The organism is Kitasatospora sp. Xyl93, assembly GCF_055383135.1.
In genome coordinates, this window is the sequence record NZ_AP029185.1 from 6296491 (window position 1) to 6319793 (window position 23303).

At 73.5% G+C, this 23303-nt stretch carries 19 protein-coding genes; 11 read left to right on the plus strand and 8 right to left on the minus strand.

Annotated elements, in window-relative coordinates; translation table 11 throughout:
* Window positions 1-597: 597 nt before the first annotated feature.
* From ACZ5GH_RS27515 to ACZ5GH_RS27540, 6 genes are all read left to right on the plus strand, one after another.
* Window positions 598-1956 carry a DUF6002 family protein gene (locus tag ACZ5GH_RS27515; RefSeq protein WP_464335549.1) on the plus strand — a complete coding sequence of 453 codons (1359 nt, stop codon included), beginning with the start codon at window positions 598-600 and terminating at the stop codon, window positions 1954-1956.
* Between the two features lie 72 nt (window positions 1957-2028).
* Entirely contained in the window at window positions 2029-3213 is a 1185-nt protein-coding gene (locus tag ACZ5GH_RS27520; protein ID WP_387758566.1) for a GNAT family N-acetyltransferase, read from the plus strand.
* Complete coding sequence (locus ACZ5GH_RS27525; protein WP_464335550.1) at window positions 3210-4544, plus strand: hypothetical protein; 1335 nt, start codon at window positions 3210-3212, stop codon at window positions 4542-4544. The genes ACZ5GH_RS27520 and ACZ5GH_RS27525 overlap by 4 nt, the downstream gene beginning before the upstream one ends.
* Window positions 4545-4571: 27 nt before the next feature.
* On the plus strand, window positions 4572-5219 hold the full coding sequence (locus tag ACZ5GH_RS27530) for a methyltransferase (protein ID WP_464335551.1): 648 nt from the start codon (window positions 4572-4574) through the stop codon (window positions 5217-5219).
* 71 nt (window positions 5220-5290) lie between these two features.
* Window positions 5291-5707 carry an aspartate 1-decarboxylase gene (gene panD / locus ACZ5GH_RS27535; RefSeq protein WP_387758570.1) on the plus strand — a complete coding sequence of 139 codons (417 nt, stop codon included), beginning with the start codon at window positions 5291-5293 and terminating at the stop codon, window positions 5705-5707.
* Window positions 5708-5738: 31 nt separating this feature from the next.
* Window positions 5739-6695 (plus strand): ATP-grasp domain-containing protein, encoded by a 957-nt coding sequence (locus ACZ5GH_RS27540; RefSeq protein WP_464335552.1) that lies wholly within the window; start codon window positions 5739-5741, stop codon window positions 6693-6695.
* Between the two features lie 121 nt (window positions 6696-6816).
* Here the strand turns inward: ACZ5GH_RS27540 and ACZ5GH_RS27545 are convergent, their stop codons facing one another.
* Window positions 6817-8061 (minus strand): MFS transporter, encoded by a 1245-nt coding sequence (locus ACZ5GH_RS27545; protein ID WP_464335553.1) that lies wholly within the window; start codon window positions 8059-8061, stop codon window positions 6817-6819.
* Between the two features lie 640 nt (window positions 8062-8701).
* A complete protein-coding gene (locus ACZ5GH_RS27550; RefSeq protein WP_464335554.1) occupies window positions 8702-9901 on the minus strand; it encodes a cytochrome P450 in 1200 nt (399 codons plus the stop codon).
* 348 nt (window positions 9902-10249) lie between these two features.
* Here ACZ5GH_RS27550 and ACZ5GH_RS27555 point away from each other — a divergent pair, with 348 nt between their 5' ends.
* The 3 genes from ACZ5GH_RS27555 (at window position 10250) to ACZ5GH_RS27565 (ending at window position 13404) form a co-directional block, all read left to right on the plus strand.
* The gene (locus ACZ5GH_RS27555) at window positions 10250-11611 is read left to right on the plus strand and encodes an enoyl-CoA hydratase/isomerase family protein (protein WP_464335555.1); all 1362 of its coding nucleotides are present in this window, start codon (window positions 10250-10252) and stop codon (window positions 11609-11611) included.
* Window positions 11608-12912, plus strand: a complete 1305-nt coding sequence (locus ACZ5GH_RS27560; protein ID WP_464335556.1) for a preATP grasp domain-containing protein — start codon at window positions 11608-11610, stop codon at window positions 12910-12912. Before ACZ5GH_RS27555 ends, ACZ5GH_RS27560 begins: the two co-directional genes overlap by 4 nt.
* Before the next feature lie 132 nt (window positions 12913-13044).
* Window positions 13045-13404, plus strand: a complete 360-nt coding sequence (locus tag ACZ5GH_RS27565) for a pyridoxamine 5'-phosphate oxidase family protein (protein WP_387758580.1) — start codon at window positions 13045-13047, stop codon at window positions 13402-13404.
* A gap of 83 nt (window positions 13405-13487) precedes the next feature.
* Here ACZ5GH_RS27565 and ACZ5GH_RS27570 read toward each other — a convergent pair whose 3' ends face one another.
* The gene (locus tag ACZ5GH_RS27570; protein ID WP_387758582.1) at window positions 13488-15203 is read right to left on the minus strand and encodes a GAF domain-containing sensor histidine kinase; all 1716 of its coding nucleotides are present in this window, start codon (window positions 15201-15203) and stop codon (window positions 13488-13490) included.
* Window positions 15204-15660: 457 nt separating this feature from the next.
* Here ACZ5GH_RS27570 and ACZ5GH_RS27575 point away from each other — a divergent pair, with 457 nt between their 5' ends.
* Both ACZ5GH_RS27575 and ACZ5GH_RS27580 read left to right on the plus strand, forming a co-directional pair.
* On the plus strand, window positions 15661-16230 hold the full coding sequence (locus tag ACZ5GH_RS27575) for a pyridoxamine 5'-phosphate oxidase family protein (RefSeq protein WP_387758583.1): 570 nt from the start codon (window positions 15661-15663) through the stop codon (window positions 16228-16230).
* A gap of 327 nt (window positions 16231-16557) precedes the next feature.
* Window positions 16558-18114, plus strand: coding sequence for an alpha-L-arabinofuranosidase B (locus ACZ5GH_RS27580; protein ID WP_464335557.1), 1557 nt, complete (start codon window positions 16558-16560; stop codon window positions 18112-18114).
* A 411-nt stretch (window positions 18115-18525) separates the two neighbouring features.
* Here ACZ5GH_RS27580 and ACZ5GH_RS27585 read toward each other — a convergent pair whose 3' ends face one another.
* The 5 genes from ACZ5GH_RS27585 to ACZ5GH_RS27605 all read right to left on the minus strand — a co-directional run bounded on the left by ACZ5GH_RS27585 (window position 18526) and on the right by ACZ5GH_RS27605 (window position 22942).
* Window positions 18526-18813 (minus strand): putative quinol monooxygenase, encoded by a 288-nt coding sequence (locus tag ACZ5GH_RS27585; RefSeq protein ID WP_464335558.1) that lies wholly within the window; start codon window positions 18811-18813, stop codon window positions 18526-18528.
* Between the two features lie 68 nt (window positions 18814-18881).
* On the minus strand, window positions 18882-19808 hold the full coding sequence (locus tag ACZ5GH_RS27590) for an NADP-dependent oxidoreductase (RefSeq protein ID WP_464335559.1): 927 nt from the start codon (window positions 19806-19808) through the stop codon (window positions 18882-18884).
* 367 nt (window positions 19809-20175) lie between these two features.
* Window positions 20176-21846, minus strand: coding sequence for a trypsin-like serine protease (locus ACZ5GH_RS27595; protein WP_464335560.1), 1671 nt, complete (start codon window positions 21844-21846; stop codon window positions 20176-20178).
* A 63-nt stretch (window positions 21847-21909) separates the two neighbouring features.
* Complete coding sequence (locus tag ACZ5GH_RS27600; protein WP_464335561.1) at window positions 21910-22413, minus strand: hypothetical protein; 504 nt, start codon at window positions 22411-22413, stop codon at window positions 21910-21912.
* A gap of 37 nt (window positions 22414-22450) precedes the next feature.
* Entirely contained in the window at window positions 22451-22942 is a 492-nt protein-coding gene (locus ACZ5GH_RS27605) for a hypothetical protein (RefSeq protein WP_464335562.1), read from the minus strand.
* Window positions 22943-23303 lie beyond the last annotated feature (361 nt).

Below are 23303 nucleotides of genomic sequence, written 5' to 3' on the forward strand. Positions count from 1 at the left end.
CTCGCGGCGGGTGGCAGTTCGTGTCCGTCGGGGAATTCCGCCCGGGTGGTCCGCGGGAAATGCCGCGCCGGAGGGCGGTCAGGGTGTGAGGGGGTTGCGCCCCAGATGGATGTTTGTCCGGCAACAGTGGTGAACGTGGGGCAATGTCACAACGAAATGGACACGGTGTAATCCGCGTCACACCGGAGTCCGTTGACGGAGAACGGTCAAACGATCAATAATCCCGCTGAGCAGCTGCTGTCACACTCGTCCGACAGATTTTCACGGAATCCTCCGGGCTTTAGAGGTTTACCGGGTGCGGAGGTCCGGGAGTGGCGCCGGGCCCGCTGGGGAGCGGGGCGGGGTGGCCTGTGGGGCCCCCGGCGTGCGGTGGTGGGGCGTGGTCCGCATTCGTTTCGGGAATTTCGCGAGCTCCGCGCGGTGCAGGGGGCTCGCGCCGGAATGGTGTGGCGGTTTTGTGCGTATTGGGTTCGGATGTCGTAATGACCAGGGCCTCGGCCCGCTTTCTCGGTTTCCCTGGCGGCCGTCACCGGCTCGCGTGAGCGTGACCGCGCGGGCCGGGAAGGATTCCCACTCCGGTAGGAAGAGGTTGGAACATTGATTGTCGACAACGCTCTCGTCCGGTACTACGAAGAGATCCGCGCAGCCCTGCGGGACCTCCTGGGCGACCCGGAAAAGGCCGGCTCCGAAGGTTTCACGCCGGGTGTCGAACTGCCCGAACTCACCGCGGCCATGCAGGAGTACCTCTCGGTCTCCGGCCTCGCCCACGCCGCCATGCCGTCGTACCGGGGGCGGAGCCTCGCGCTGCTGGACCTGACGCGCAATCCGGCCACCATGACGACCAAGACCTTCGCGTCCCTGGTCATCGTGGCCAGGGCCGTGCGCTTCATCCAGGACACCGGACAGCGCGTCACCATCGTCACGCCGTCCTCCGCCAACAAGGCCATCGCCATGCGCGACGCGGTGCTCCGGGCCATCCGGACCGGCCTGGTGGACGCGGACCGGCTCAACGTCGTCACGGTGGTCCCCGAGGGGGCGGTGGGCAAGCTGCGCAGCTCCGAGCTGTTCACCGATCCCGCGCTGCGGGCGCGCAACCCGATCGCGGTGTACGGGGGCGCGGAGCCCGGCACGGTGAAGGCCATCGCCCTCGGGTTCGTCGGCGAACACCGGAACGCGGTCGAGAAGGAGTGCGAGACCAACCTCTGGTACACCCTCCAACTGGAGAACTACCTGGCCGCGGACGTGGTCAGGGCGCTGGCCGAGGCCGAGCTGTTCCCGTCGGCGCCCGGCGAGGCCCGGTTGCACCTGCACTCGGTCTCCAGCGCCTACGGGCTGCTCGGCCACGCCTACGGCCGCAGCCGGCTCCCCGCCGACGTCCGCTCCCGGACCCTGCCGCCGCACTACTTCCTGGTGCAGCACCTGGGTGCCCCCGACATGGTGCTCAGCCTGTACAACGAGGGCTCCACCGACACCGGGAACCTCCCGGAGTACGGCTACGACGCGGAGACGGGGCTGTTCACCCAGAGCGCCGACCCGCGGTACCCCGCGCGGACCTTCGACCCGCGGGAGACCCTCGACCCGACCTTCTACACCCGCAACCCGCCCACCTCGCCCCGGATGAACGAGCTCATCCGCACCCAGGGCGGCGGCGGCATCGTCGTCTCGCTCGCCGAGTGCCTCGGCCGCTACGGGCAGGTGCGCGCGCTGCTCGGGGAGGCCGGCGTGCGGCTGCCCGCGAACCCCACCGCGCTGCGCGAGTGGTCCCTCGTGATGGCGATGACGGGCCTGCTCAACGCCGTCGACCGGGGGTTGGTGCCGGAGACCGACATCCTGGTGCACGGCTCCGGCAGCTACTCGGCGACGGACTACGGCCACCTCACCGTCCGGGACCTGCACCCGGTGGCCACCGCCGAGGACCTGCGGCGTGTGGTGCTGGACGCCACGCCGTCCGCCTGACCGCCCGTGCCGGGCTCCCTCCCCGCCGACCCTCCCGCCAGCCACCGACGAACCCGCCGAGGTGACAGCCCCGTGGCCCCTGCCGTCCCGCCCCCGCGCGCCACGCCGCAGCAGCGGCTGCGCATGCACACCGGTTACCACTGGCGCAACAGCGGCAACCCGGTCCTGACCACCGCACGGACCGCCTGGGACACCCGGGACGGCGCCACCTTCCCGGCCGTCCACTCGGAGGCCGGGGGGCTGTCGGTGAGCTACGCGGGCCTCGCCGAAGGCCTCGCGTACACCCTGGAGTTCACCGAGCTCCGGCGCGACGCCGACGCCCAGGGCGTGCGCCGCCGGAGCGGCCGGCTGACCGGGGCAGCCCTGCGGGACCCCGCGCGGCTGCCAGACGCCGACATCGTCATCGTCGGCACGAGCGCCGCCCGGGCCCGGGCCCTGCCGCGCCGGGCCTCCCTCATCGTGCCGATGCGGGTGCACTTCGTGATCGACTTCGACGCGGACCCGGACACGGTGCGGCAGCGCATCTCCAAGCGGGAGCGCCAGCAGTTCAAGCACGACCTGAAGGACCACGACTGGACCTGGGGGCTCAGCCGGGACCCGGCCTGGTTCGACCACTTCTACGACCGGCTCTACCGCCCCACCATGTTCCAGCGGCACGGGGACCGCGAGCGCACCGAGACCAAGGAGGTCTCCTACGAGTGCCTCTTCCGCGGCGGCCGGATGTTCGTCCTGCGGCAGGACGGCGAACCGATCGGCGGAGCGCTCTGCCACTGGGACCGGGCGTCGCGCACGATGACCCTGCGCCTGCTCGGCGTGGTCGACGGCGCGCGCGAGCACTACGACAGCGGCGCCTTCAAGGCGATCTACCACTTCCTCATCGACTGGTGCGCCCGCCACGGCGTGCGCCGGCTCGACTTCCAGGGCACCGAACCCTTCGTCAGCAAGGGCACCTACCAGTGGAAGCGGCGGTTCGGCACCCGGGTGCTGCCGCCGCCCAACCACTTCGGCTCCAAGCGGCTGTGGCTGCAGGTCCGCGGTGACACCCCGGAGGTGCGGGACTACCTGGTCGCCAATCCCGTCCTGGCCGAGCGGACGGACGGGACCCTGGAAGCGGTCTACTTCCGCGACGCGCGGCGCGCCCCCCGGCTCGACTACTCCGCCAAGTCCCCCGGGGTGGCGGCCGTGCGCGAGGTGGACCTCGACGAGTTCCTCGCCGGAGCGGTGCGCGGGCCCGCCGGAAGGGCGGCCCGCCCGTGACCGCCCCGTGGTACGGCACCGCACCGCCGCCGCTCGACGGCCGGCTCGAACTGCCCGCCGTCCGGCGGGAACTGGCCCGGGTGGAGGACGGCGAGTACGCCCGGGTGGTGCCGGTCGCGTCGTCCCTGCGGCCCGTCATGCTGCCGCGCACCTCCTACGACGAGCTGTTCACCGCCACCGCCGACCTGTTGGCGCTGCTGCGCCGGACGCTGCTGGAGAGCGCCCCGACGGCGGCCGGCCGGATCGCCGCGCTCGGCGCCGACGAGGCGATGTACCCCCTGGTCATGGACGGCCCGGTCGAGGAGGACTACGCCACCTGCATCGCCCGTCCCGACGTCATGGTGGGTGCCGACGGCCCCCGGTTCCTGGAGTTCAACATCGGCTCCGGCATCGGTGGGGTGGTGGACACGGCCCTGCACACCGCCGCGTGGGTGGCGGCCTTCGGCGGGCCCGGGCGGACGCCGTTCGACGCGGTCGATCCGCTCGCGGTGCGCGACGAGCTCTTCGTGCGCGCCGTCCGGGACCTCGGCGTCAAGCCCGCGGTCGCGATCGTCGGCACGCTCCGCGACTTCGGCGGCGCCCCCAGCCGCTACTTCCGGATCCAGGAGGAGTCGCTGCGCCGCCGCGGCCTGGCCGTCGAGACCTTCGAGCCGGAGGACCTCCTCGACGGGCTCGGCCTGCCGGGGGAGCCTCGCTACCGGCTCGGGCTGCGCCACTTCACGATCCTCGAATGGCTCGGCCACGGCATCGACCTCGGCCCGGTGCGGACGGCCCTGGACGCCGGCGTGCGGTTGATCGCCAGCCAGACCGCGTACCTGGTCGCCAACAAGAAGGTGCTCGGCTGGGTGTCCGAGGGGCGGCCGTGGATGACCGACCGGGACCGGCGGACCGTCGAGCGCTACCTGCCGTGGACGCGCGTGGTCGGGGACCGGCCCGTCGAGCGGCACGGCCGGACCGTCCCGCTCCCGGACCTCCTCCTGGAGCACCAGGAGGACTTCGTGCTGAAGCCCGCGATCGGGATGAGCGGCCGGCAGGTGCTGGTGGGCCGCTCCTGCGCGCCGCAGGCCTGGCGGGCGGCGGTGGCCGCGGCGGTCGCCGCGCAGGACCACATCGCCCAGGAGTGGGTGGAGCCCGCGCCGTACCGGATGGAGTTCGACGGCCCGGGCGGCTCCGGCAGCCACGAGGCCGAGGTGGCCCCGGTCTTCAGCCCCTTCCTGTTCGACGGCCGGCCCGCCGGCTGCATGGTGCGCTACCTCCCGCCCGAGCGGGACGGCGTGGTCAGCATCCACGGCCACGGCGCCCTGTCGAACGTGGCGTTCGCGCTCCGCTGACCCCCGCGACTCTCCCAGGAGGACGACATGACGACCTACGCGCGGGCCGACTACGGCCCGGTGTCCGTGGCCTACACGGCCGAACTCGACGGCGGCGGCAACACCTTCGGCCGGGCGTACGCGCCGTTCGTCCGGTCCCGGTTCGGCCGGGTCGGCTCGGTCTTCGAGTGGTGCGCCGGCCCCGGGTTCATCGGCTTCTCCCTGCTGGCGGCCGGACTGTGCGACTCGGTCGACCTGGGCGACGTGAACCCCGCCGCCGGGGAGGCGGTCGAGCGGACGATCGTCGAGAACGGTCTGCGCGGCCGGGCCCGCTTCCACCTGTCCGACGGCTTCGACGACGTGCCCGCCGACCTCCGCTGGGACCTGATGGTCGGCAACCCGCCGCACGTCAACCAGACCGCGGCCGCCTCGGACTACCAGCGCTCGCACTCGCCGCTGATCTGGAAGGACACCGACTGGGGCATCCACCGTTCCTTCTACGCCGCGGCGGCCGACCGGCTGCGGCCCGGGGGCTCGGTCGTCGTCCAGGAGAACCACCGCTTCTCCACCCCGGAGGACTTCACCGGGATGGTCGAGAAGTCCGGCCTGGAGGTGGTCGGAGCCTTCGACTGCGGCGAGGGCCACGAGGACTACTACTTCCTCTGGTCCCGGCTGCCCGGGCCCCGGACGTCCTGAGAGCCCCCGCTCCGAGCACCGGTTCCACCCTGACCCCCACCAGCCGACCACAGCGCGAGGAGAGCGCCACCATGCTGCGTTCCATGATGAAGTCCAAGATCCACCGGGCGACCGTGACCCAGGCCGACCTCCACTACGTCGGGTCGGTCACCGTGAGCGCCGATCTGATGGAGGCGGCCGACCTGCTCCCCGGCGAGCAGGTCGACATCGTGGACATCGACAACGGCGCCCGGCTCACCACCTACGTCATCGAAGGCCCCCGCGACTCCGGGGTCATCGGCATCAACGGCGCCGCCGCCCGGCTGATCAGCCCCGGGGACCTGGTGATCATCATCGCCTACGGGACGGTCACCGACGACGAGGCCCGGGACCTCAAGCCCCGGGTGGTCTTCGTCGACGGGCAGAACCGGCCGGTGAGCGTGGGCGCGGACCCCGCCGAGGCGCCCGAGGGCTCCGCGCTGCGACGCGGCGACCAGGTGTCCCCGTGACGGGGGCCGCGGGGCGGAGGGGCGGCCGCGCGTGAACCCCGTGATCACGTGGATCTACCAGTCCGAGGACCTCGACCCGGCCGCGGTCGAGGCGTTCGAACAGGGCATCACCCGGCGCTACTCGGCGCTCTCGCGGCCCCGCGGCCTCGACTTCCGGGTGATCAGCGCCACCGAACTGGTGCCGTCCTGCGTGGGCGGCCGGCCGGTCCTGCGCCACGGCGACGAGGACCTGCTGGAGCAGCGGCAGTGCTTCGTCGTCGAGGACATGGCCACCGACCCGCAGGGCCTCCAGGCACTGCGGGCGGTCTACCGCACCATCGAGGCGAGCGACTCCGTCCTGCTCAACCGCTCGTTCACCGGCCCGGACTACCTGGAGCGCGACAAGCTCGCGCAGCTCCAGTACGCCGCCGGCCTGGGCATCCGGACGGCGGACACCGTCGCCGTGCCGCCCGGCAGGTACGCCCGGCGGGTGCTCGACGAGGTGCGGCGCGGCCTCGGCGACGGCCCGTACATCGTCAAGCCCCGTGAACTGACCGGCGGTTACGGAGTGCTGCGGGTCGACTCGGAGCAGCAGCTCGGCGCCGTGGTCGACCTCGTCGCCCAGGCCGTCGGCGGGTACCTGGTGCAGCCGCTGATCCCGCACCACGGCGACATGCGCGTCTACCTGGCCGACGGCGAGGTCGTCTCGTCGATGACCCGCCGCCCCCGCCCCGGCGGCTACCTGGCGAGCGTCAGCCAGGGCGGGTCCGTCGACGTGAACCGGGACCACGACCTGGTCGCGGACCAGTGCGTCCGCCTCGCCCGGGAGCTGCGGGCCGAGTGGATCTGCGTGGACTGGCTGATGACGGACTCCGGGCCGGTGCTGAACGAGTGGAGCACCGCGCACGGCGGCTTCACCGTGATGCCCGAGCCGGAGCTCGGCAAGGTCGCCGACGCCTTCTTCGGGTGGATAACCCGCCGCTTCGAGGGGAAGTCGGCGGCCCGCTGAGCCGGTGGCCGGCTGAGTCGACGACCTGTTGAACCTGCGGCCGTCCGGCGGCCGGGCCCGTGCCGCACCCGCTCGATCCGGCGGGTGCGGCACGGGCCGCGGCCCGTCGTCCGGGCCGCGCTCAGTCCCGGTCGGCCGGGCGGAGCGCCTGGCGCAGCCGCACCGCCCAGACGATCACGGCCGCGAGCGCGATCGAGACCACGGCCGTGGCCATTCCGGCCTGGATGCCGACGGAGACGGTGATGCTGCTGGCCACCAGCGCGCCGAGCGGGACGCCCAGGCCCGAGGACAGCATCCGGCGGGTGGTGTTGACCCGGCCCTGGAGCTCGGGCGGCGTCACCTCCTGGGAGTACGTCATCGTGTTCACCAGGACGACGAGGTACGCCGTTCCCCACGCGGCCAGCGCCACCAGCGCGACCAGCCAGTCGGAGGTGAGGACGACGACCAGGCCGAGCAGCGCCCCGACCGGCAGCACGCCGAGGAGCAGCGGGAAGGCCTCGAAGCGCCGCCGCAGCCGGGGCAGCAGCAGGGAACCGCCGATGCCCCCGGCGCTCCAGGCCATGAAGAGCAGGCCGATCCGCCCGTCGGAGCCGTGGATGCCCAGCGAGCGGTCGGCGAAGACGACCAGCTGGCCGACGATGGCGCCGCCGGAGAACGACTGGAGGGTGCCGACCACGGTCATGACCCGCAGGGTGGGGTGGCCCGCCAGGAACCGCAGCCCCTGCCCTATCGACTCCTTGAAGCCCGGCCGCTCGGCGTGCGGGGCGGCGGCCTGCGGCGCGACGTTGGTGACCGCCCTGATGAACAGCGCCGACACGGCGAAGCTCAGGGCGTCGAGGGCGAGCGTGCCGGCCGGGCGGAAGAGCGCGATGAGGCCGCCCGCCACGGCGTTGCCGACGATGCGGACGACGGTCTCCGCCCCGTAGATGGCACTGTTGGCCTGGGTCAGGCCGTCCTTCCCGACGATGTCGGGGACGAAGCCGTAGACGCCCGCGTCGAAGAACAGGGCGAGGCTCGCGGACAGGAACGCCACCAGCATGACGTGCCACGCCGTCAGCGCTCCCAGCGCCCAGGCCAGCGGCACGGTGGCGAGGCAGAGGGCGTTGAGCCAGTCGGTGGCGATCATCAGCGCGCGCCGGTCCACGCGGTCCGCGACGGCGCCCGCGATCAGGCCGAACGCCAGGTAGGGCAGTGTCCCGGCGGCCGCGACCAGGGAGACCAGCAGCGGCGACCCGCTCTCCTGGAAGACCAGGACGGGGAGCGCCACGGTGGTGATGGCGGACCCGAGGCCCGAAACGGCGCGGGACAGCCAGAAGTTGCGGAACCCCTCGATGCGGCGGAGGGGGATCGCCTGCGCGGTTGACATCTCGTGATCGGTTTCCGTTCCTGGGGTGACGGTGGGTGGGGCCGGCGAGCGGTGGTGTGACCGGCGGCGGGTGCCCGGCCGGTCAGGGTGGTCGGGCGGCGCGGGGGGCCGTTCTTCCGGGGGCGTTCCGTGGCTTCCCGACGATCTCCCCTTGCCCGTAACCGTTCTGACGACACGTCAGAATGGTGTGGTGGTACCCGGATCGGCTCCGAAAACGGCCGACACCCGGCCCCCTGGGCGGTGGCCGGGTGGGTGTCGACCAGGGTCGAGGAGGTCTTCGCGGGGCCCGCGAGGGCGGGTCGGGCAGGTCGGGGCCGCCGGGCGTCCGCTGGCGCTTCCGGCATCAGGGCGGGCTGGCGGTGACGTCTCCACAGCGCGGTGTCTCGGGCGGCCGGTCCGGAAATCACGAAACATTCGGCACTGTAGCAGCTCGTTGCGCTCATGACACCCGCCGAACGGCGATCCCGGACGGCCCCGGCGCGGACGCAGAACCAGGCGCCGGCCGCCCGTCGGCGGGCGTTCGGCGGATGGCCCGGCGGTCCCGGTCGGCAGGGCCCTCAGGTGTGGCCGGACGACCTGGGTGCGCCTGCCGGCGACGAGGCCGGGACGGGACGCGAAGAGGGCCGCCGGCCGGCTCCGGTCAGTCCCAGCGGACGGGCAGGGCGTGGACGCCGTAGGTCTGGGTGTCGTAGCGGAACGGCACGTCGCTCTCGGGGACGGCGAGTCTGAGGCGGGGCAGGCGCCGCAGCAGGGTCTCCAGGGCGGCGGCCAGTTCCGCCTCGGCGAGGAGCTGACCGAGGCAGCGGTGGGCGCCGAAGCCGAAGGCGACGTGGTGGCGGGCGTCCCGGGTGAGGTCGACGTCCGCGGCGGCGGGGAACGCCGCTTCGTCCCGGTTGGCGGTGCTCAGCATGCAGATGACCCCTTCCCCGGCGCGGATGACGTGCCGGTCGACCGTCACGTCCTCGGTGGCGACGCGGCCGAGACCCTGGTGGAGGATCGTCAGGTAGCGCAGCAGCTCGTCGACGGCGGTGGCGGCCAGGGCCGGCTCGGCGCGCAGCCGGACGAGCTGCCCGGGGTTGCGGAGCAGGACGAGGACCGACAGCGCGATCATGTGCGAGGTGGACTCGTGGCCGTTGATGAGTAGCAGCCGGCCGGTGGCGGCGATCTGCCCGGGTGTGACGCCGTCCTGGGCCGACAGCCGGCTGACGATGCCGTCGGGGGCCGCCCGGCCGTCGCGGACGAGTCCGGTGAGGTACCGGTCGAGGTCGTCGCTGGCCTGCCGGGCCTGCGCCGGGTCGGCGTCGTTGTGCATCAGGACGCGGCTGCGCCGCTGGAAGTAGTCCCGGTCCTGGTAGGGGATGCCGAGCAGGAGGCAGATGACGCGTGAGGGCAACGGCAGAGCGAACCGCGCCATGAGGTCCGCCGCGGTGCCCTCCCGGGTCATGGTGTCCACCAGCTCCTCCGCGGTGCGGCGGATCTCGGGGCGCAGCGCGTCGACGTTCCTCCGTTTGAAGTCGGGGAGGACCAGGTGGCGCAGTCGGGTGTGTTCGGGGCCGTCCAGGTTGATGAAGCTCCGGTTCCCGTCGGCGACGGCCCTCCGGGCGGGGTTGAGGAAGGGGAATCCGGGGCGGCGGGTGTCGGAGCTGAAGCGGGGGTCGGCCAGGATGGCGCAGACGTCCTCGTGGCGGGTGGCCATCCAGCTCTCGGAGCCGTCCCACAGGCGGACCCGGGTGATCGCGGCGTGCCGGAGCGCCTGCTGGTACGCGGTCGGCGGGCTGAAGGGGCAGCTGCGGTCGACGGCGGGTACGGCGATCGGGTCGGCGGTCTTCGCGGTGGTCATGGGAGCTCCTGCGAGTACGGCCCGGCACGGGTGGGTGGGACGAGGGCCCGTCGTGCGGGGGCCCGGAGCGGCGGTCGGTGCCCGGGCGGCCGAGGCGGCGAGAACGGTGGTTCCGACCCGGCCGATCGAGGGGAGGAGGTGCCGGCCCCGGTGCCCGGGGAGGCGCGCGGGCCCCGGCTCGCCTCTGAGCGCCCATTCGATACCGCGGGCGGAACGGGTCGCAACCGCAGTCGCCGAGGTCGTCGGGGTCGCCGGGGTCGTCGGCGCTGCCGGCGGGCAGGTGCGCGGGTCCCGCTCGTCTGGTTGTCTGCTGGAGGGGCTGTCCGCAGTCGTACCGATGGGATGGTCATGGACGCCGAGCAGTGGTGTGAGCGGATCCCGGCCCTGACGGAGGACGTCCACCGAGACCGTCGCGCGGTGGAGCGGTACGCCACTGCCGTCGAGGAGCACCTCGACTCGCTGCCGTCACCGGAACGGCGGACGCCCGAGCACCGCGCGCACGCCAGGCAGGTCCGCCGGGCGTGCGACGGGCTGCGTGCCCGGTTCCTGGCGCTGCACGCCGAGCGGGTGCACTCCGAGCTCGCCGACGGGGCCGGCCCGGCCGGCGGGCGAGGGCACCGGCCGGGGCTGGAGGGCCTGGCCGACGCGGCCGGCGGGGCGTTTCCCGGTCTGCTGCCCGACCGTGACCGGCTCGACGCCGAACAGCGCCTGGCACTGGCGGACAAGGAGGGCCTGGACGTCGCCCTGGGCGTGTTCTTCCAGGCGCTGCTGCGATCGCGCCCCGGCGGCAGCCGCCTGATGGAGCGGTTGCTGCGGCCGACGCCGAGGGCGCGGGACCTGCTGTCCGGCTTCCGGTGCGAGGGCAGGGCCGACCTCGGTGCGGTGTCGGTCGAGCGGCGCGACGGCGCCGGATACCTGACGGTGCACCAGCCGCAGTCGCTGAACGCGGACAACAACGGCTTCGTCGCGGCGATGGAGACCGCCGTGGACCAGGTGCTGCTGGACGAGGGCGTGCGGGTGGGCGTCCTGCGCGGTGGGCGGATGGTCCATCCGAGGTACGCGGGGCGCCGGGTGTTCAGCTCCGGCATCAACCTCAAGGACCTCTACCACGGGCGGATCTCCTACCTCTCCTTCTTCCTGCGCCGGGAGCTCGGATTCGTGCACAAGCTGATGCGCGGCCTGGTGGTGGCGAACGAGGCGGCGTGGCCGGGCGAGGTGGTGACCAAGCCCTGGCTGGCGGTCGTCGACTCCTTCGCCATCGGCGGCGGCGCCCAGCTGCTGTTCCTCTTCGACTACGTGCTGGCCGGCGCCGACAGCTACGTCAGCCTTCCGGCCGCCCAGGAGGGCATCGTCCCGGGCGGGGCGAACCTGCGCCTGGGCCGCCGGGGCGACAGCAGGCTGGCCCGGCAGCTCCTGCTCGGGGGTCGCCGCATCCGCGCGGGCGAGGACACCGCCAGGACGTTCTTCGACGAGGTGGTGGAACCCGACCGGCTCGACGCGGCCGCCGAGCGCGCCCTGGCCCGCCTGGACGACCACGCCGTCCCCGCCAACCGGCACCTGCTCCACCTGGCCGAGGAGCCCCCGCACGCCTTCCAGGACTACATGGCCGAATACGCGCTGCACCAGGCCCTGCGCGTGCACAGCCCCGACGTGGTCGAGCGTCTCTTCATGGAACGCCCCCGGCCGGCCCAGAGCGCGGTGCCCCGGTGACCGTCCGCGACGCGCCGTGGCTGGTCTTCGCCAACCGCTTCACCGACACGCTCGCCGACGGCCTCCCGCCCGGACTCGCCCGGGAGGCCGTCCGCCAGGCGGTGCGCAAGGTGTGGCTCCTGCGGCGCGGCGACATCCTGGTCACCCCGACGCCGATCTCCCCCGCCCTCATGGCGTACGCGTGCGACGTGCTGGGCCTGGCGCCGTCGGACACCGTCACGCTCGCGGTCCCCGACGCGCAGTCCGTGCCGCTGGCGGAGGCCGTCGAACGCGGCGGCCTGACCACCCGGCTGAAGGCCCTCGCCGCCCGGCGCCCCGGACTGCGGATGCTCCCGTACGCGCTCGACCACCCCACCGTACGGTTCGCCTCCGCACTCGGCCTGCCGCTCCACCTCTACGGCCCCGGCCCCGTGGACGAGCGGACCGTGGCCGAGGTCTACCGGCTGAACACCAAGATCGGCTTCCGCGAGACCGCCCCCGGACTGGGCATCCCGGTGCCCGAGGGCACGGTCTGCGCGGACCGGCAGGAGCTCCACGCCGCGGTCCGCGCCCTGTCGGAACGCGGTGACGTGTTCGTCAAACCGGCCCGTTCCGGCAACGGGTACGGCATCACCCGGCTGCGCCGGGGCGCGTGGGGCGAGGTGCGGGAGGCACTGGAACAGCACCTGGCCCGACCGGACCTGCCCCCCGGCAGCTGGATCGTCGAGGAGAGCATCGCCCCGGCCCGGGACGTCAGCGTGCAGGCCGAGGTGCACGCCGACGGCACCGCCGTCCTGTTCGACGGGCAGATGCGGATGACGCCCGGCGGCTACGCCTCGCACGGCTACCAGTGCGGCCTCCAGGCCCCCACCGCCGTCCGGAACGAACTCGCCGGCATGGCAGGCCGGTTGGGCCGGCACCTGCGGGACAGCGGGTACCGCGGCCCGTTCTCCCTGGACGCCCGCCTTACCCCCGACGGGCGGATCTACGGTACGGAGAGCAACGTCCGCCGCACCGGCACCACCACCCCCCACGCCCTCGTCCAACGCCTCACCGCCCGGGAGCCGGGCGGCCCCTCCGACGGCTTCGTCTGGCTCTACGACACCGGCCGCCCCACCCCGCGGAGCCCGCACGGCCTCGCCGAGGGCGTCGACCGGCTCACCCGCACCGGCCTCGCCCACGACCCGGCCACCGGACACCGCGTCGTCCTGATGAACGACCCCGACGTCAGCGGGGCCTGGTCCTACCTGGCGATCGCCCGGGACGCACCACGGCTCCGAGACGTCGAACAGCGGCTCCGCTCGGCACTCGCCCTGCACTGACCCTGCACCGGCCCTGCCGGACGGAGCAGCGCGAGGAGGACCTGCCGGACGGGTGCGAGGAGGGCCTGCCGGACGGCGGCGAGGGACGTCCGGCCCTCGCCCGGCCGCGGCCGCGGGGTGAGGATCGGGGGCATGGAACTCGAACGTGAGGCGGTCGGCGAGCGGCAGTGGCTGGCGCTGCTGGCAGGACGGCAGGTGGGGCGTCTGGTGTACACGGTCGGCGCGCTGCCCGCCGTGCTCCCGGTCCGCTTCCGTCTCCAGGACGACGGGTCCCTGCTGTTGCGGGTGCCGGTCACGGTCGGGCTCGGACGGGCCCTGGACCGGGCCGTGGTGGCCTTCGAGGCGGGCGACGTCAGCGAGACGGACGGCGGCGGCTGGAGCGTCACCGTGCTCGGACACGCCAGCGCGACACCGGGAGCGGGCACCGTGCGCCTGCGGGCGGAGCTGGTGACGGGCCGACGGCTGGCACCGGCGGCCCGGGCCGAGGAGTGACGGACCGGCGGCGGCCGCCCGAGGATCGACGGCCGGGCGGCGCCGACGGCTGACCGCCCCGGCGGCGACCGGCCGCCGGCGTCCTACGGCTGCGCCAGCGGCGCCTTCCACACCAGCCGGGTGCCGTGGCCGTCCGGCGTCCGCAGTTCGAACGTGCCGCCGACCTTGGCCGCCCGTTCGGCGAGGTTGTTCAGCCCGCTGCGGCGGCCGTCGGCGGGGATGCCGACGCCGTTGTCGGCCACCGTGAGGACGACGTCCGTCCCGGTGGCGCGCAGGGCGACCTCCACCCGGTCGGCGCGGGAATGCCGCGCGGCGTTGCTCAGCGCCTCCCGGAGCACGGCCATCACCTGCTCGGCCAACTCGGCGGACACGTCGGTGTCGAGCAGCCCCTCCATGCTGAGCTGGGGTGCGAAGCCGAGCGCCTCCTGCGCTTCGCCGACGACCAGGGCGGCCTGGGCGCGCAGGCTGTGGCCGGCGTCCCGGTCACGGGCCCGCAGGCCGAAGATCGTCGACCTGATGATCTTGATGGTCTCGTCCAGGTCGCCCACCGCGCGCACCACCCGGTCCGCCGCTCCCGGGTGCTCGATGAAGCGGGCGGCGCTCTGCAGGGTCATCCCGGTGGCGAACAGCCGCTGGATCGCGAGGTCGTGCAGATCGCGCGCGATGCGGTCGCGGTCCTCCAGCAGGGCCAGCTGCTCGGCGTCGTCGCGGCGCGCGGCCAGCTCCAGGGCCAGCGCCGCCTGGTCGGCGAAACCGAGCAGCGGCCCGATCTCCTCCGTGGAGAACTCGGGCTGCCCGGACGGCCGGGCCAGCAGCAGCACCCCCTGGACCTCACCGGTGGCGACGCCGAGCGGGACCGCGACCGCCGGGCCCAAGCCCTCGAAGCGTCGCGGCCCGGCGGCGAACCGGAGGTCCGCGTCGAGGTCGGCACTGGTGGCCGGCGCCCCGCCGGCGTACGCCGCGCCGGACAGGGTGCCCTCGGCCGGGACGGTCAGCCCGCGCCTTCCGGCGGCGTCCGCGCCGAGGGCGAGTTCGACCGTCAGCCGGTCCGACCCGGGCAGCGGTACGGACACGTCGGCGAGCTCGGCGCCGGTGATCTCCCGGGCGCGCTGGGCGATCAGCTCCAGCACCTCCCCGCGCGGGCTGCCGGACAGCAGGCCCCGGGTGATCTCGGCGCTGGCGTGCAGCCAGCGCTGTCGGCGCTGGGACTCCTCGTACAGCCGGGCGTTGTCGATGGCCACGCCCGCGGCCACCGCCAGGGTGGAGATCACCGTCTCGTCGTCGGTGTCGAACTGGGCGCCGCCGCGCTTCTCGGTGAGGTAGAGGTTGCCGAACACCTGCTCGCGCACCCGCACGGGCACGCCGAGGAAGGTGCGCATCACGGGGTGGTTCGCCGGGAAGCCGTGCGAGGCGGCGTGCGCGGAGAGGTCGACCAGCCGCAGCGGCTCCGGACGGTGGATCAGCTCGCCGAGGATGCCCTTGCCCGTCGGGTACGGGCCGATCGCCGCGATCTCCTCCTGCGACAGCCCGACCGTGTGGAACTGGGACAGCGTCTCCCCGTCCGCCCCGATCACGCCGAGCGCCGCGTACCGGGCGTCGGCCAGGACCGCCGCCGCCTCGACGATCCGCCGCAGCACCTGGGTGAGGTCGAGTTCGCGGCCGACCGAGAGCACCGCCTCGAGGAGGCTGTGGACCCGGTCGCGGGTGCCGCGCACGGCGTCGATGCGGGCCTGGAGCTCGTCCAGCAGCTCGTCCAGGCGCAGCTGCGGCAGTGGCGATGCGGCTTCGTCCGCGCCCACGGGTGACCTCCTCGACGTGCCTGACCCGTCTCAGCAGGGCCCTCGGGTTCACAGTAGCGGCCGGGGGCGGGCGGGGGTCAGGCCGGGGGAGGCGGGGGCGGGCGGGGACCGGCCAACCCGGTGCCCCGGATCGATCCGGCCGGCTGGCCGGACCGGCCACCGCACCGTTGACACCGCCGCCCCGCAACCCCGCCCGCCGATGGGGCCGTTCGGCCCTTGCGGCACGATCCCGGCGGCAGGAGGGTGATCGGTGCACGTGGACTGCGGGGCCGGTCGGCGCCGGTAGGAGGACCTTGGAAGTGGGCGAGGGGATCACGGCTCAGGCGGACGGGCGGATCCCGTACAGGAGGCCGGCCGACGCTCGGACCCGGATCGCGGCCGCGGTCCGGGGGCCGGACGCGCTCGTCGAGGTGCTGGAGGCGGCCGGGCCGGGCCGCACGACCGTCGAAGGCGCCTCATGAGCGACGAAGCCGCCGGCCGGGGCGGCACCGCCCGCCGGCAGAACCAGCCGCCGACCGCCGCCCGGTGGACCCAGCCGGCGCCCGCCGCCCGGCAGATGGTCCCGCTGGAGCGGGGCGAGTGCCTCGATCTGCTGGCCGGCGTCCCGCTCGGCAGGGTCGTCTTCACCGAGAGCGCGCTGCCGGCCATCCGCCCGGTCAACCACATCGTCGCGGACGGCGCGATCATCATCCGCACCCACGAGGGCGCGGCCCTGACCACCGTCACCGCGGGCACCGACGCGCCGGGCGTCGTGGTGGCTTACGAAGCCGACGCCATCGACCCCGACACCCGCCTCGGCTGGAGCGTCGTCGTCACCGGCTACGCCCGGCTCGTCACCGAGCCCGACCGGCTGCGCCACTACCAGCAGGTCCTGCGGCCGTGGATGGACGCCCCGATGGACTACACCGTGCGCATCCAGCCCGAACTCGTCACCGGCTTCCGGCTGACCGAGCGCGCCTCCGGCGGGGCGGCGCCGCCGGCGGGGCCGCCCGGCCCCGGTGTCGAGCTGCCGGGGCGCCGACGGTAGCCCCGACGCCCCCGCCCCGACGTCCCCGCCCCGCGCGTGCGCAAGTGTGCTCGTACCTGCCGGAGTTACCGCGTCGGACCGCCGCGGTGGACCGGGCGGGCCGTCCCCGCCCAGGGCGGGCCGGGGGACGGGTCCGCTGTGAGAACTTCCAGTGAGCGTTAACAGTCAGACGCCTTGACGGTGCCTCAGCGGCTGGCCATAGTGAGGATCGGCGCTGCACGGCGGGGGTGTCCTCGCCATCCTGCGCGCACTTTCACCGGCCATAGATTGTTAGCGCTAACAATTGGACGCCTTCTTCCTTCCCCCACCCCACGAAGGAGTTCGTTCATGACCACGCGATCGTGGCGGAGCCGCGCCCGGCGGGCACTGACGGCGGTCGGGACGACCGCGGTGCTCGCCGCCGGTCTGCTCGCCGGCACGGCCACCACCTCGCAGGCCGCCACCCAGGGGCCGTGCGACATCTACGCCGCGGGCAGCACCCCGTGCGTCGCCGCGCACAGCACCACCCGGGCCCTCTACGGGGCGTACGGCGGCCCGCTGTACCAGGTCAGGCGCGCCTCCGACGGCGCGACCAGGGACATCGGCCTGCTGAGCGCCGGCGGCTACGCCGACGCCGCCGCGCAGGACTCCTTCTGCGCCGGCACCGGCTGCGTCATCACCGTCATCTACGACCAGTCCGGCAAGGGCAACCACCTCACCCAGGCGCCCGGCGGCGGCGCGGCCGGCGGGCCGGACAACCTCGCCAACGCCTTCGAGGCGCCGGTCACCGTCGCCGGCCACCGGGCGTACGGCGTCTACGTCGCCCCCGGGACCGGCTACCGGAACAACAGGACCAACGGCATCGCCACCGGCGACCAGCCCGAGGGCATGTACGCGATCTTCGACGGCACGCACTTCAACGGCGGCTGCTGCTTCGACTACGGCAACGCCGAGACCAACAACCTGGACACCGGCAACGGCCACATGGAGGCCCTCTACTTCGGCGACAACAAGAGCTGGGGCTCGGGCAGCGGCAACGGCCCCTGGGTCATGGCCGACCTGGAGAACGGCCTGTTCTCCGGGGTCAACCGCGGATTCAACGCCAACGACCCCAGTGTCGACAACCGGTTCCTCACCGCCATGCTCAAGGGCGCCCCGAACCGTTGGGCGCTGCGCGGCGGCGACGCCCGGTCGGGCGGCCTGTCCACCTTCTACAGCGGGGTGCGCCCCAACGCCACCGGCTACGACCCGATGCACAAGGAGGGCGCGATCATCCTGGGCATCGGCGGTGACAACAGCAAGTGGGCCCAAGGAACCTTCTACGAGGGGGTCATGACCCAGGGCTACCCCTCGGACGCCACCGAGAACGCCGTCCAGGCCAACATCACCGCCGCCGGCTACGACAGCGGCTCGACCGGCACCGGCACGCTGACCCCCGGCTCCCGGATCTCCCTGCGGGCCACCACCGCGCCCTGCTGCACCTCCCACTACCTCCGCCACAACGACACCGACTCCAAGGTCGTCATCTCCGGCACCACCTCCTCCAGCCCGGCCGCTGACAAGGCCGGCGCCACCTGGATCGTCCGCGCCGGCCTGGCCGACAGCTCCTGCCTCTCCTTCGAGTCCGCCGACAGGCCCGGGCGGTTCCTGCACCACTACGACTACGAGCTCTACCTGGACTTCGACAACGGCGCGGGCACCTTCGCGCAGGACGCCACCTTCTGCCCCACCAGGGGCAACAGCGGGGTCGGCACGTCCTTCCGGTCCGCCAACTTCCCGGCGAAGTACCTCCGCCACTACGAGTACACGGCCTACATAGCCGGCAACGGAGGCGCCAACAGCTGGGACAGCGGGGCCAGTTGGGCCGCCGACACCAGCTGGCTGGTCGCCCAGCCCTGGGGCTGAGCCGGCCACCGGGGGCGCCGGCGACCGCGCTGCCCCGTGCGACCGCTGAGGGGAGAACACCGGGCAGCCCGCCCGGTGAGCCCCGCGCGTCACCTGACGGCCGGCGCGAGGAGCCCCAGCCGCACGTCGGCTGGGGCTCCTCGCGGTGGAGAGCGCCGGGCAGCGGGTGGGCCCCCGCACCGGACACGGCCGCGCCGAGGGCGCTCCCGATCCGCCGGCGGCATGTCCCGCTGGCGCAGGGGTGTCGGCCCTTGCCCCGGTTGCCCGCCGGTTGCTCGCCGGTTGCCCGCCGGTTGCCGCCGGGCGGCGGAAGGCCGTCGTGCGCCGGAAGGGGCCTCCTCGGCGAGCCGGAGGCATCGCGCGCCCGGCCGCTCCCGGTGCGCACGCCCCTCCCGCCGGTGCGCGCTTCCGTCACACGACGGCGTAGGCCTCGGCCTGGCGGTCGATGAGGTGGGGGGTGATGCGGCTGAGGACCAGCTGCTGGTACGCGGCGCTCTCGCGGTGGGCGGCCAGCGCCTGCTCGTCCTCGTACTCGGCGAAGACGACGAAGGCGGACCGGTCGCGCAGGGAGCGGACCACCCGGAAGGAGAGTACGCCGGGCTCGGCCAGCGCGGCCCGCGTGACGGCGGGGAGCAGGTCGGCGACGCGTTGCTCGGCGCCGGTGTCGGCGAGCCAGTCGCTGATCACGACGAGGGACACGGCGGGTCCTTCCGGGTGGTGCGGGGCGGCCCGGCCCTGGTGGCCGGGCCGCCGGGGGGCGAGGGGGATCAGGGGACGGTGACGACGATCTTGCCGCGGGTGTGTCCGCCGGCGTTGAGGCGCTGGGCGTCGGCCGCCCGCTCCAGGGGGAACGTCGCCGCGACCTCGACGGTGAGCCGGCCGCTCTCGGCGAGGTCGGTCAGGGCGGTGAGGTCGGCGACGTCGGGGCGGACGAAGACGTACTGGCCGCCGAGGGCGAGGACGGCGCCGTCGGCGACGGAGGCGAGGCGGCCGCCGTCGGCGAGCAGGGCCGGCGAGATCCGGAGGGCTTCACCGCCGACCAGGTCGAGCACGGCGTCGACGCCGTTCGGGGCGAGCGCGCGGACGCGGTCGGCCAGGCCGTCGCCGTAGGCCACCGGCTCGGCGCCGAGGGTGCGCAGGTAGTCGTGGTTGCGCTCGCCGGCCGTGCCGATCACCCGGGCGCCCAGGGCGACGGCGATCTGGACGGCGAGCGAGCCGACACCGCCGGCGGCCGCGTGGACCAGCACGGTCTCGCCCGGCTTGAGCTCCAGTGCGCGGGTCAGTGCCTGGTAGGCGGTGAGGCCGGCCAGCGGCAGGCCGGCGGCCTGGGCGAAGTCGAGGTTCGCCGGCTTGCGGGCCAGGGTGCGCACGGGGGCGGCGACGTACTCGGCGAAGGTGCCGCGGCGCACCACGTCCTCGCGGACGTAGCCGATCACCTCGTCGCCCGGGGCGAACTCGGTGACCCCGGGGCCGACCCGCTCCACCACACCGGCGACGTCCCAGCCGGGGATCACGGGGAAGAAGACGTCCAGCGCGCCGTCGAGGTAACCGGCCTGGATCTTCCAGTCGACCGGGTTGACCGAGGCCGCGGCCACCCGGACCAGAACGGAGTCCGGGCCGAGCTTGGGCTCGGGCACCTCGCCGTACTCCAGGACGTCGGGTCCGCCGTAGCCGCGGTAGGTGATGGCCTTCATGGTACTGCTCCCTGCGACAAGTATTGAGTCACTGGATGGTTCATGTGCTCAAGTAATGTCGACGGTAAGGCTGAATGGTTGAGGGTGTCAAGTAATCGTCCGGCGTCCCCGGCCGCGGGAGCGGAGCGGACCGGCGGCAGGCGTGGAACCGGAACACGGTCGGGTTGGCGAGGGCCTGCTCGGACGGCAGCGGCTGGCGGACGAGGGGCCACGTCGCCACGACGGCGCTCGTTGCCGGAGGAACCGGGCTGTGGTGGCCGCTCTGTGCGCATTCCCCGGCGGCGGTCCGCGGAGATGCCGACGGCCGGAGCGTCCTGGTGCGGGACGGTGGTCCGCTCCCGCACCAGGGCGTTCGACGTACTACCGGTCAGAGGGAGCTGGTGATCACCGTGCCGGTGTGGTTGCCGGGGATGGTGGAGACGTTGAGGGTTTCGGGGGTGGCCCAGGTGCCGTCGGCGTGACGGGCGGTGAGGAGGACCTTGTTGTCGTTGGTGGTGACGGCGAACTGCGCGTCGGTGTCGACGGGGGCGGAGCTGATGCCGGTGCCGGAGATGCTCCCGACGACGTCGACGAGGGAGGTCATCGGCGACCAGCTGCCGCTGGCGTAGCGCAGGGTGTGGTACTGGCCGTCGCTCGCGACGAGAGCGAGGTTGAGGTCGTTGTTCTGGCGGGCGACGGTGACCGCGGTCACGGGCCCGGTGGCGCCGGCGGCCTCGGCGACCGAACCCCAGAGGGACCAGCTTCCGCCGGCGTTGCGACGGGTGTGGTAGACCTGCCCGCCCGACACGGCGGCGATGTGCAGCTCACCGCCCACGGCTCCGGCGGCGGAGATGGAGGTGATGTCGTTGAGCGGGCCGGTGACCTCGGTGACCACCTTGAACGAGGTCCACTGGCCGCTCGCCGAGCGGACGCTGTGGAACAGGGTGCCGTCCGCGACGACCACCACGTGCAGGTCCTCGCCCACCGGGGCGACGGTGACCTGGGTGATGTTGCCGAGGTCGGAGACGGTGGTGTTGACGTCGACGAACTTCTGGCCCCAGCCGCCGTCGAGGTTGCGGATGGCGTGGTGCAGGTGCCCGTCACCGCCGAGGGCGACCACATGGGTGGCGGTGTTGATGCCGGCCGAGGAGACCGCGCGCACGCCGCCGATGTTGCCGGCCGCCGCCTGGACGTCCTCGTACGGGGTCCAGGAACCGTCGTAGAGGCGGGACGCGAAGTAGAGGTTGGCGTCGCTGCGCACCAGGGCCTGGGTCTTCCAGCCCACGGTCGTCGCCCGGGTCTGCTGGACCCAGCCGGCGATGTTGTCGGTGCGGGAGTTGTGGGCGCCGGTGCGGGTCTCGGTGGCGGGGACGCCCAGGCAGCCGCCCTGCCAGGAGCGGGAGGCGACGGCGACCAGCTCGGCCTTGCCGTTGACCTCGCGGACCACCGGGGCGCCGGTGTCGCCCTTGCAGATCGCGGCGCCGCCGGTACCGGTGGTGCCGATGCCGGTGGCGCTCACGGTGTCGAGGGAGAAGGCGCCGGTGTGGAGCTTGAGAGGCACCCACTCGTTCTTGGTCTGCCCGTACCCCGGCACGCGCAGTGTCTGCCCGGTGGTGGGTGCGGTGGCGGAGACGGGGAGCGGGGCGATGCCGTCGACGGGGGTGGCGAGGCGGGCCATCACGAGGTCGCGGTCGGCGCGTGGCACCAGCTCGGCGATCTCGGCGGTCTGGCCGCCGCTGGTGGTCAGGTCGGTGCGGCCGACGGTCGCGACGGTCTTCCACTTCGGCGCGCCGGCTGCGAGGGCCTGCGGCTGCGCCGGGTCGTCGGAGAAGCAGGAGGCGGCGGTGAGCACCCAGCTGCGGTCGACCAGTGCGCCGGTGCAGGCGCGCAGGTTGTCGCCGATCACCAGGCGCGCGGTGAAGGCGTAGGAGCCGTCGGCGGCCGCGGCGCCGGAGACGGCGCCGGCCGGGGGCGTGGTGAGAGTGGTCAGGGCGCCGGCGGCGAGCACGGCGGCCAGGGCGCCCGTCCGCAGGGTGCGGGGCGAGGAGGTGCGAAACATGAGTGGGTCCCCCCAGATGAGATGTGGATGCGGGTGGTGGCGGCCAGCGGGTGGCGGCGGTGGTCAGCCGGTGACGGTGAGTTCGACGAGGCTGGCCGCGGTGCCGGTGTTGCCGACTCCGACGGGCTTGAAGCCGTCGGTGGGGACGTCGACGGTCTGCGAGGTGCCGCCGCTGGTGAGGCCGGCGCGGACCGAGCGGCCGCCGCTGGTCTGGAGGTAGAAGACGTCGGGTAGTTGGAGGGAGAGGTTTCCGGTGGTGCCGGCGACGGTGAAGCAGATCTGGCTGTCCGGGTTGCCCGGGGCCAGGGTGCCGATCTGGATCTGGGTGGGCTGCTTGCAGTCGGCGAGCAGGATGCGGCCGTCGCCGCGCAGCAGTTTGACCTTGGTGATGGCGGCGGCGCCGGGGTAGGTGAAGTCCTCGACGGCCGGTGGTGCGGCGGAGTTGTCGGCGGGCGGCGGGGTGGTGTCGGCGGAGGCGATCGCGGTCGCGCCGCCGAGGGCCGCGGCGGTCACCGCGGCGGTGGCCAGCCAGCGGCGTGCGGTGGTGCGCGGGGGTCGGTGGGTCACCTGGGGCTCCATGGGGAGGACGGGCGGGCGGTGGTGGTCAGCCGGTGACGCGCAGTTCGAGGAGGGTGGCGGGCTTGCCGTTGCCGGTTCCGCTGCCGATGCCGACGGGGACGGCGGTGCCCTTGGCGATGTCGACGCTCTGGGAGACGCCCTCGCTGGTGAGCTTGGCGTTGATGGAGTAGTCGTCGGTGCGGATGCGGAAGACGTTGGGCACCTCGACGGCGAGGTAGCCGGTGCCGCTGGTGGCGCGGAAGCAGATCCTGTTGCCGCTGCTGTTGGGCAGGTCCCAGCTGAGCACGCTGATCTGGTCGTCGACGGCGCAGTCGGACAGCACGATGTGGCCGTCGCCGCGCAACAGCTTCACGTTCGGGAACGGGGCCGCGCCGGGGTGCATGAAGTCCTCGACCGCGGGCGGCGCGGCCGAGTTGTCCGCCGGGGAGCCGTCGGCGGCGGCGAGCGCGGTGGCACCGAGCGTGGCGGCCACGGCGACTGCTCCGCCGACGATCCAACGAGGCAAGCCCTTTGACATACCTAATCCTTTGCGTTCATCTCGCGTTGCCCTGACGGGCAGATTCTCGGAAACGGATGACGGGCCTGAATGGAGACGAACCAGTCACACCCGACGCGACGTCATTTCCAGCGCGGTTGGCTGGAATTAGCCGCCCTCGCCGCTCATCAGGCCCGTCGGCGGAATCCGGTTCATCGAACCAGATGGGCTGGTGCCCGGACAACCACTTTCGGGGACTGGCCAGGCAGGATGTCACGCTTTCCGTTTCGTTGGGTGCTTGCTGGCGATGCCGTTGCATTTGCTTGGCTTCGCTCGCCATCGGGGGTTTCATTGGATTTGTCGTGACGGGCAACTTTCTGACTTCGTGGACGCTCTGACGCGA

Excerpts from the sequence above, each read along its gene's own strand:
- ACZ5GH_RS27530 (WP_464335551.1), top strand. The coding sequence starts at position 4,572 with ATGACGACCTACGCGCGGGCCGACTACGGCCCGGTGTCCGTGGCCTAC.
- panD (WP_387758570.1), top strand. The coding sequence starts at position 5,291 with ATGCTGCGTTCCATGATGAAGTCCAAGATCCACCGGGCGACCGTGACC.
- ACZ5GH_RS27545 (WP_464335553.1), bottom strand. The coding sequence starts at position 8,061 with ATGTCAACCGCGCAGGCGATCCCCCTCCGCCGCATCGAGGGGTTCCGC.
- ACZ5GH_RS27550 (WP_464335554.1), bottom strand. The coding sequence starts at position 9,901 with ATGACCACCGCGAAGACCGCCGACCCGATCGCCGTACCCGCCGTCGAC.
- ACZ5GH_RS27555 (WP_464335555.1), top strand. The coding sequence starts at position 10,250 with ATGGACGCCGAGCAGTGGTGTGAGCGGATCCCGGCCCTGACGGAGGAC.
- ACZ5GH_RS27565 (WP_387758580.1), top strand. The coding sequence starts at position 13,045 with ATGGAACTCGAACGTGAGGCGGTCGGCGAGCGGCAGTGGCTGGCGCTG.
- ACZ5GH_RS27575 (WP_387758583.1), top strand. The coding sequence starts at position 15,661 with ATGAGCGACGAAGCCGCCGGCCGGGGCGGCACCGCCCGCCGGCAGAAC.
- ACZ5GH_RS27580 (WP_464335557.1), top strand. The coding sequence starts at position 16,558 with ATGACCACGCGATCGTGGCGGAGCCGCGCCCGGCGGGCACTGACGGCG.
- ACZ5GH_RS27590 (WP_464335559.1), bottom strand. The coding sequence starts at position 19,808 with ATGAAGGCCATCACCTACCGCGGCTACGGCGGACCCGACGTCCTGGAG.
- ACZ5GH_RS27595 (WP_464335560.1), bottom strand. The coding sequence starts at position 21,846 with ATGTTTCGCACCTCCTCGCCCCGCACCCTGCGGACGGGCGCCCTGGCC.
- ACZ5GH_RS27605 (WP_464335562.1), bottom strand. The coding sequence starts at position 22,942 with ATGTCAAAGGGCTTGCCTCGTTGGATCGTCGGCGGAGCAGTCGCCGTG.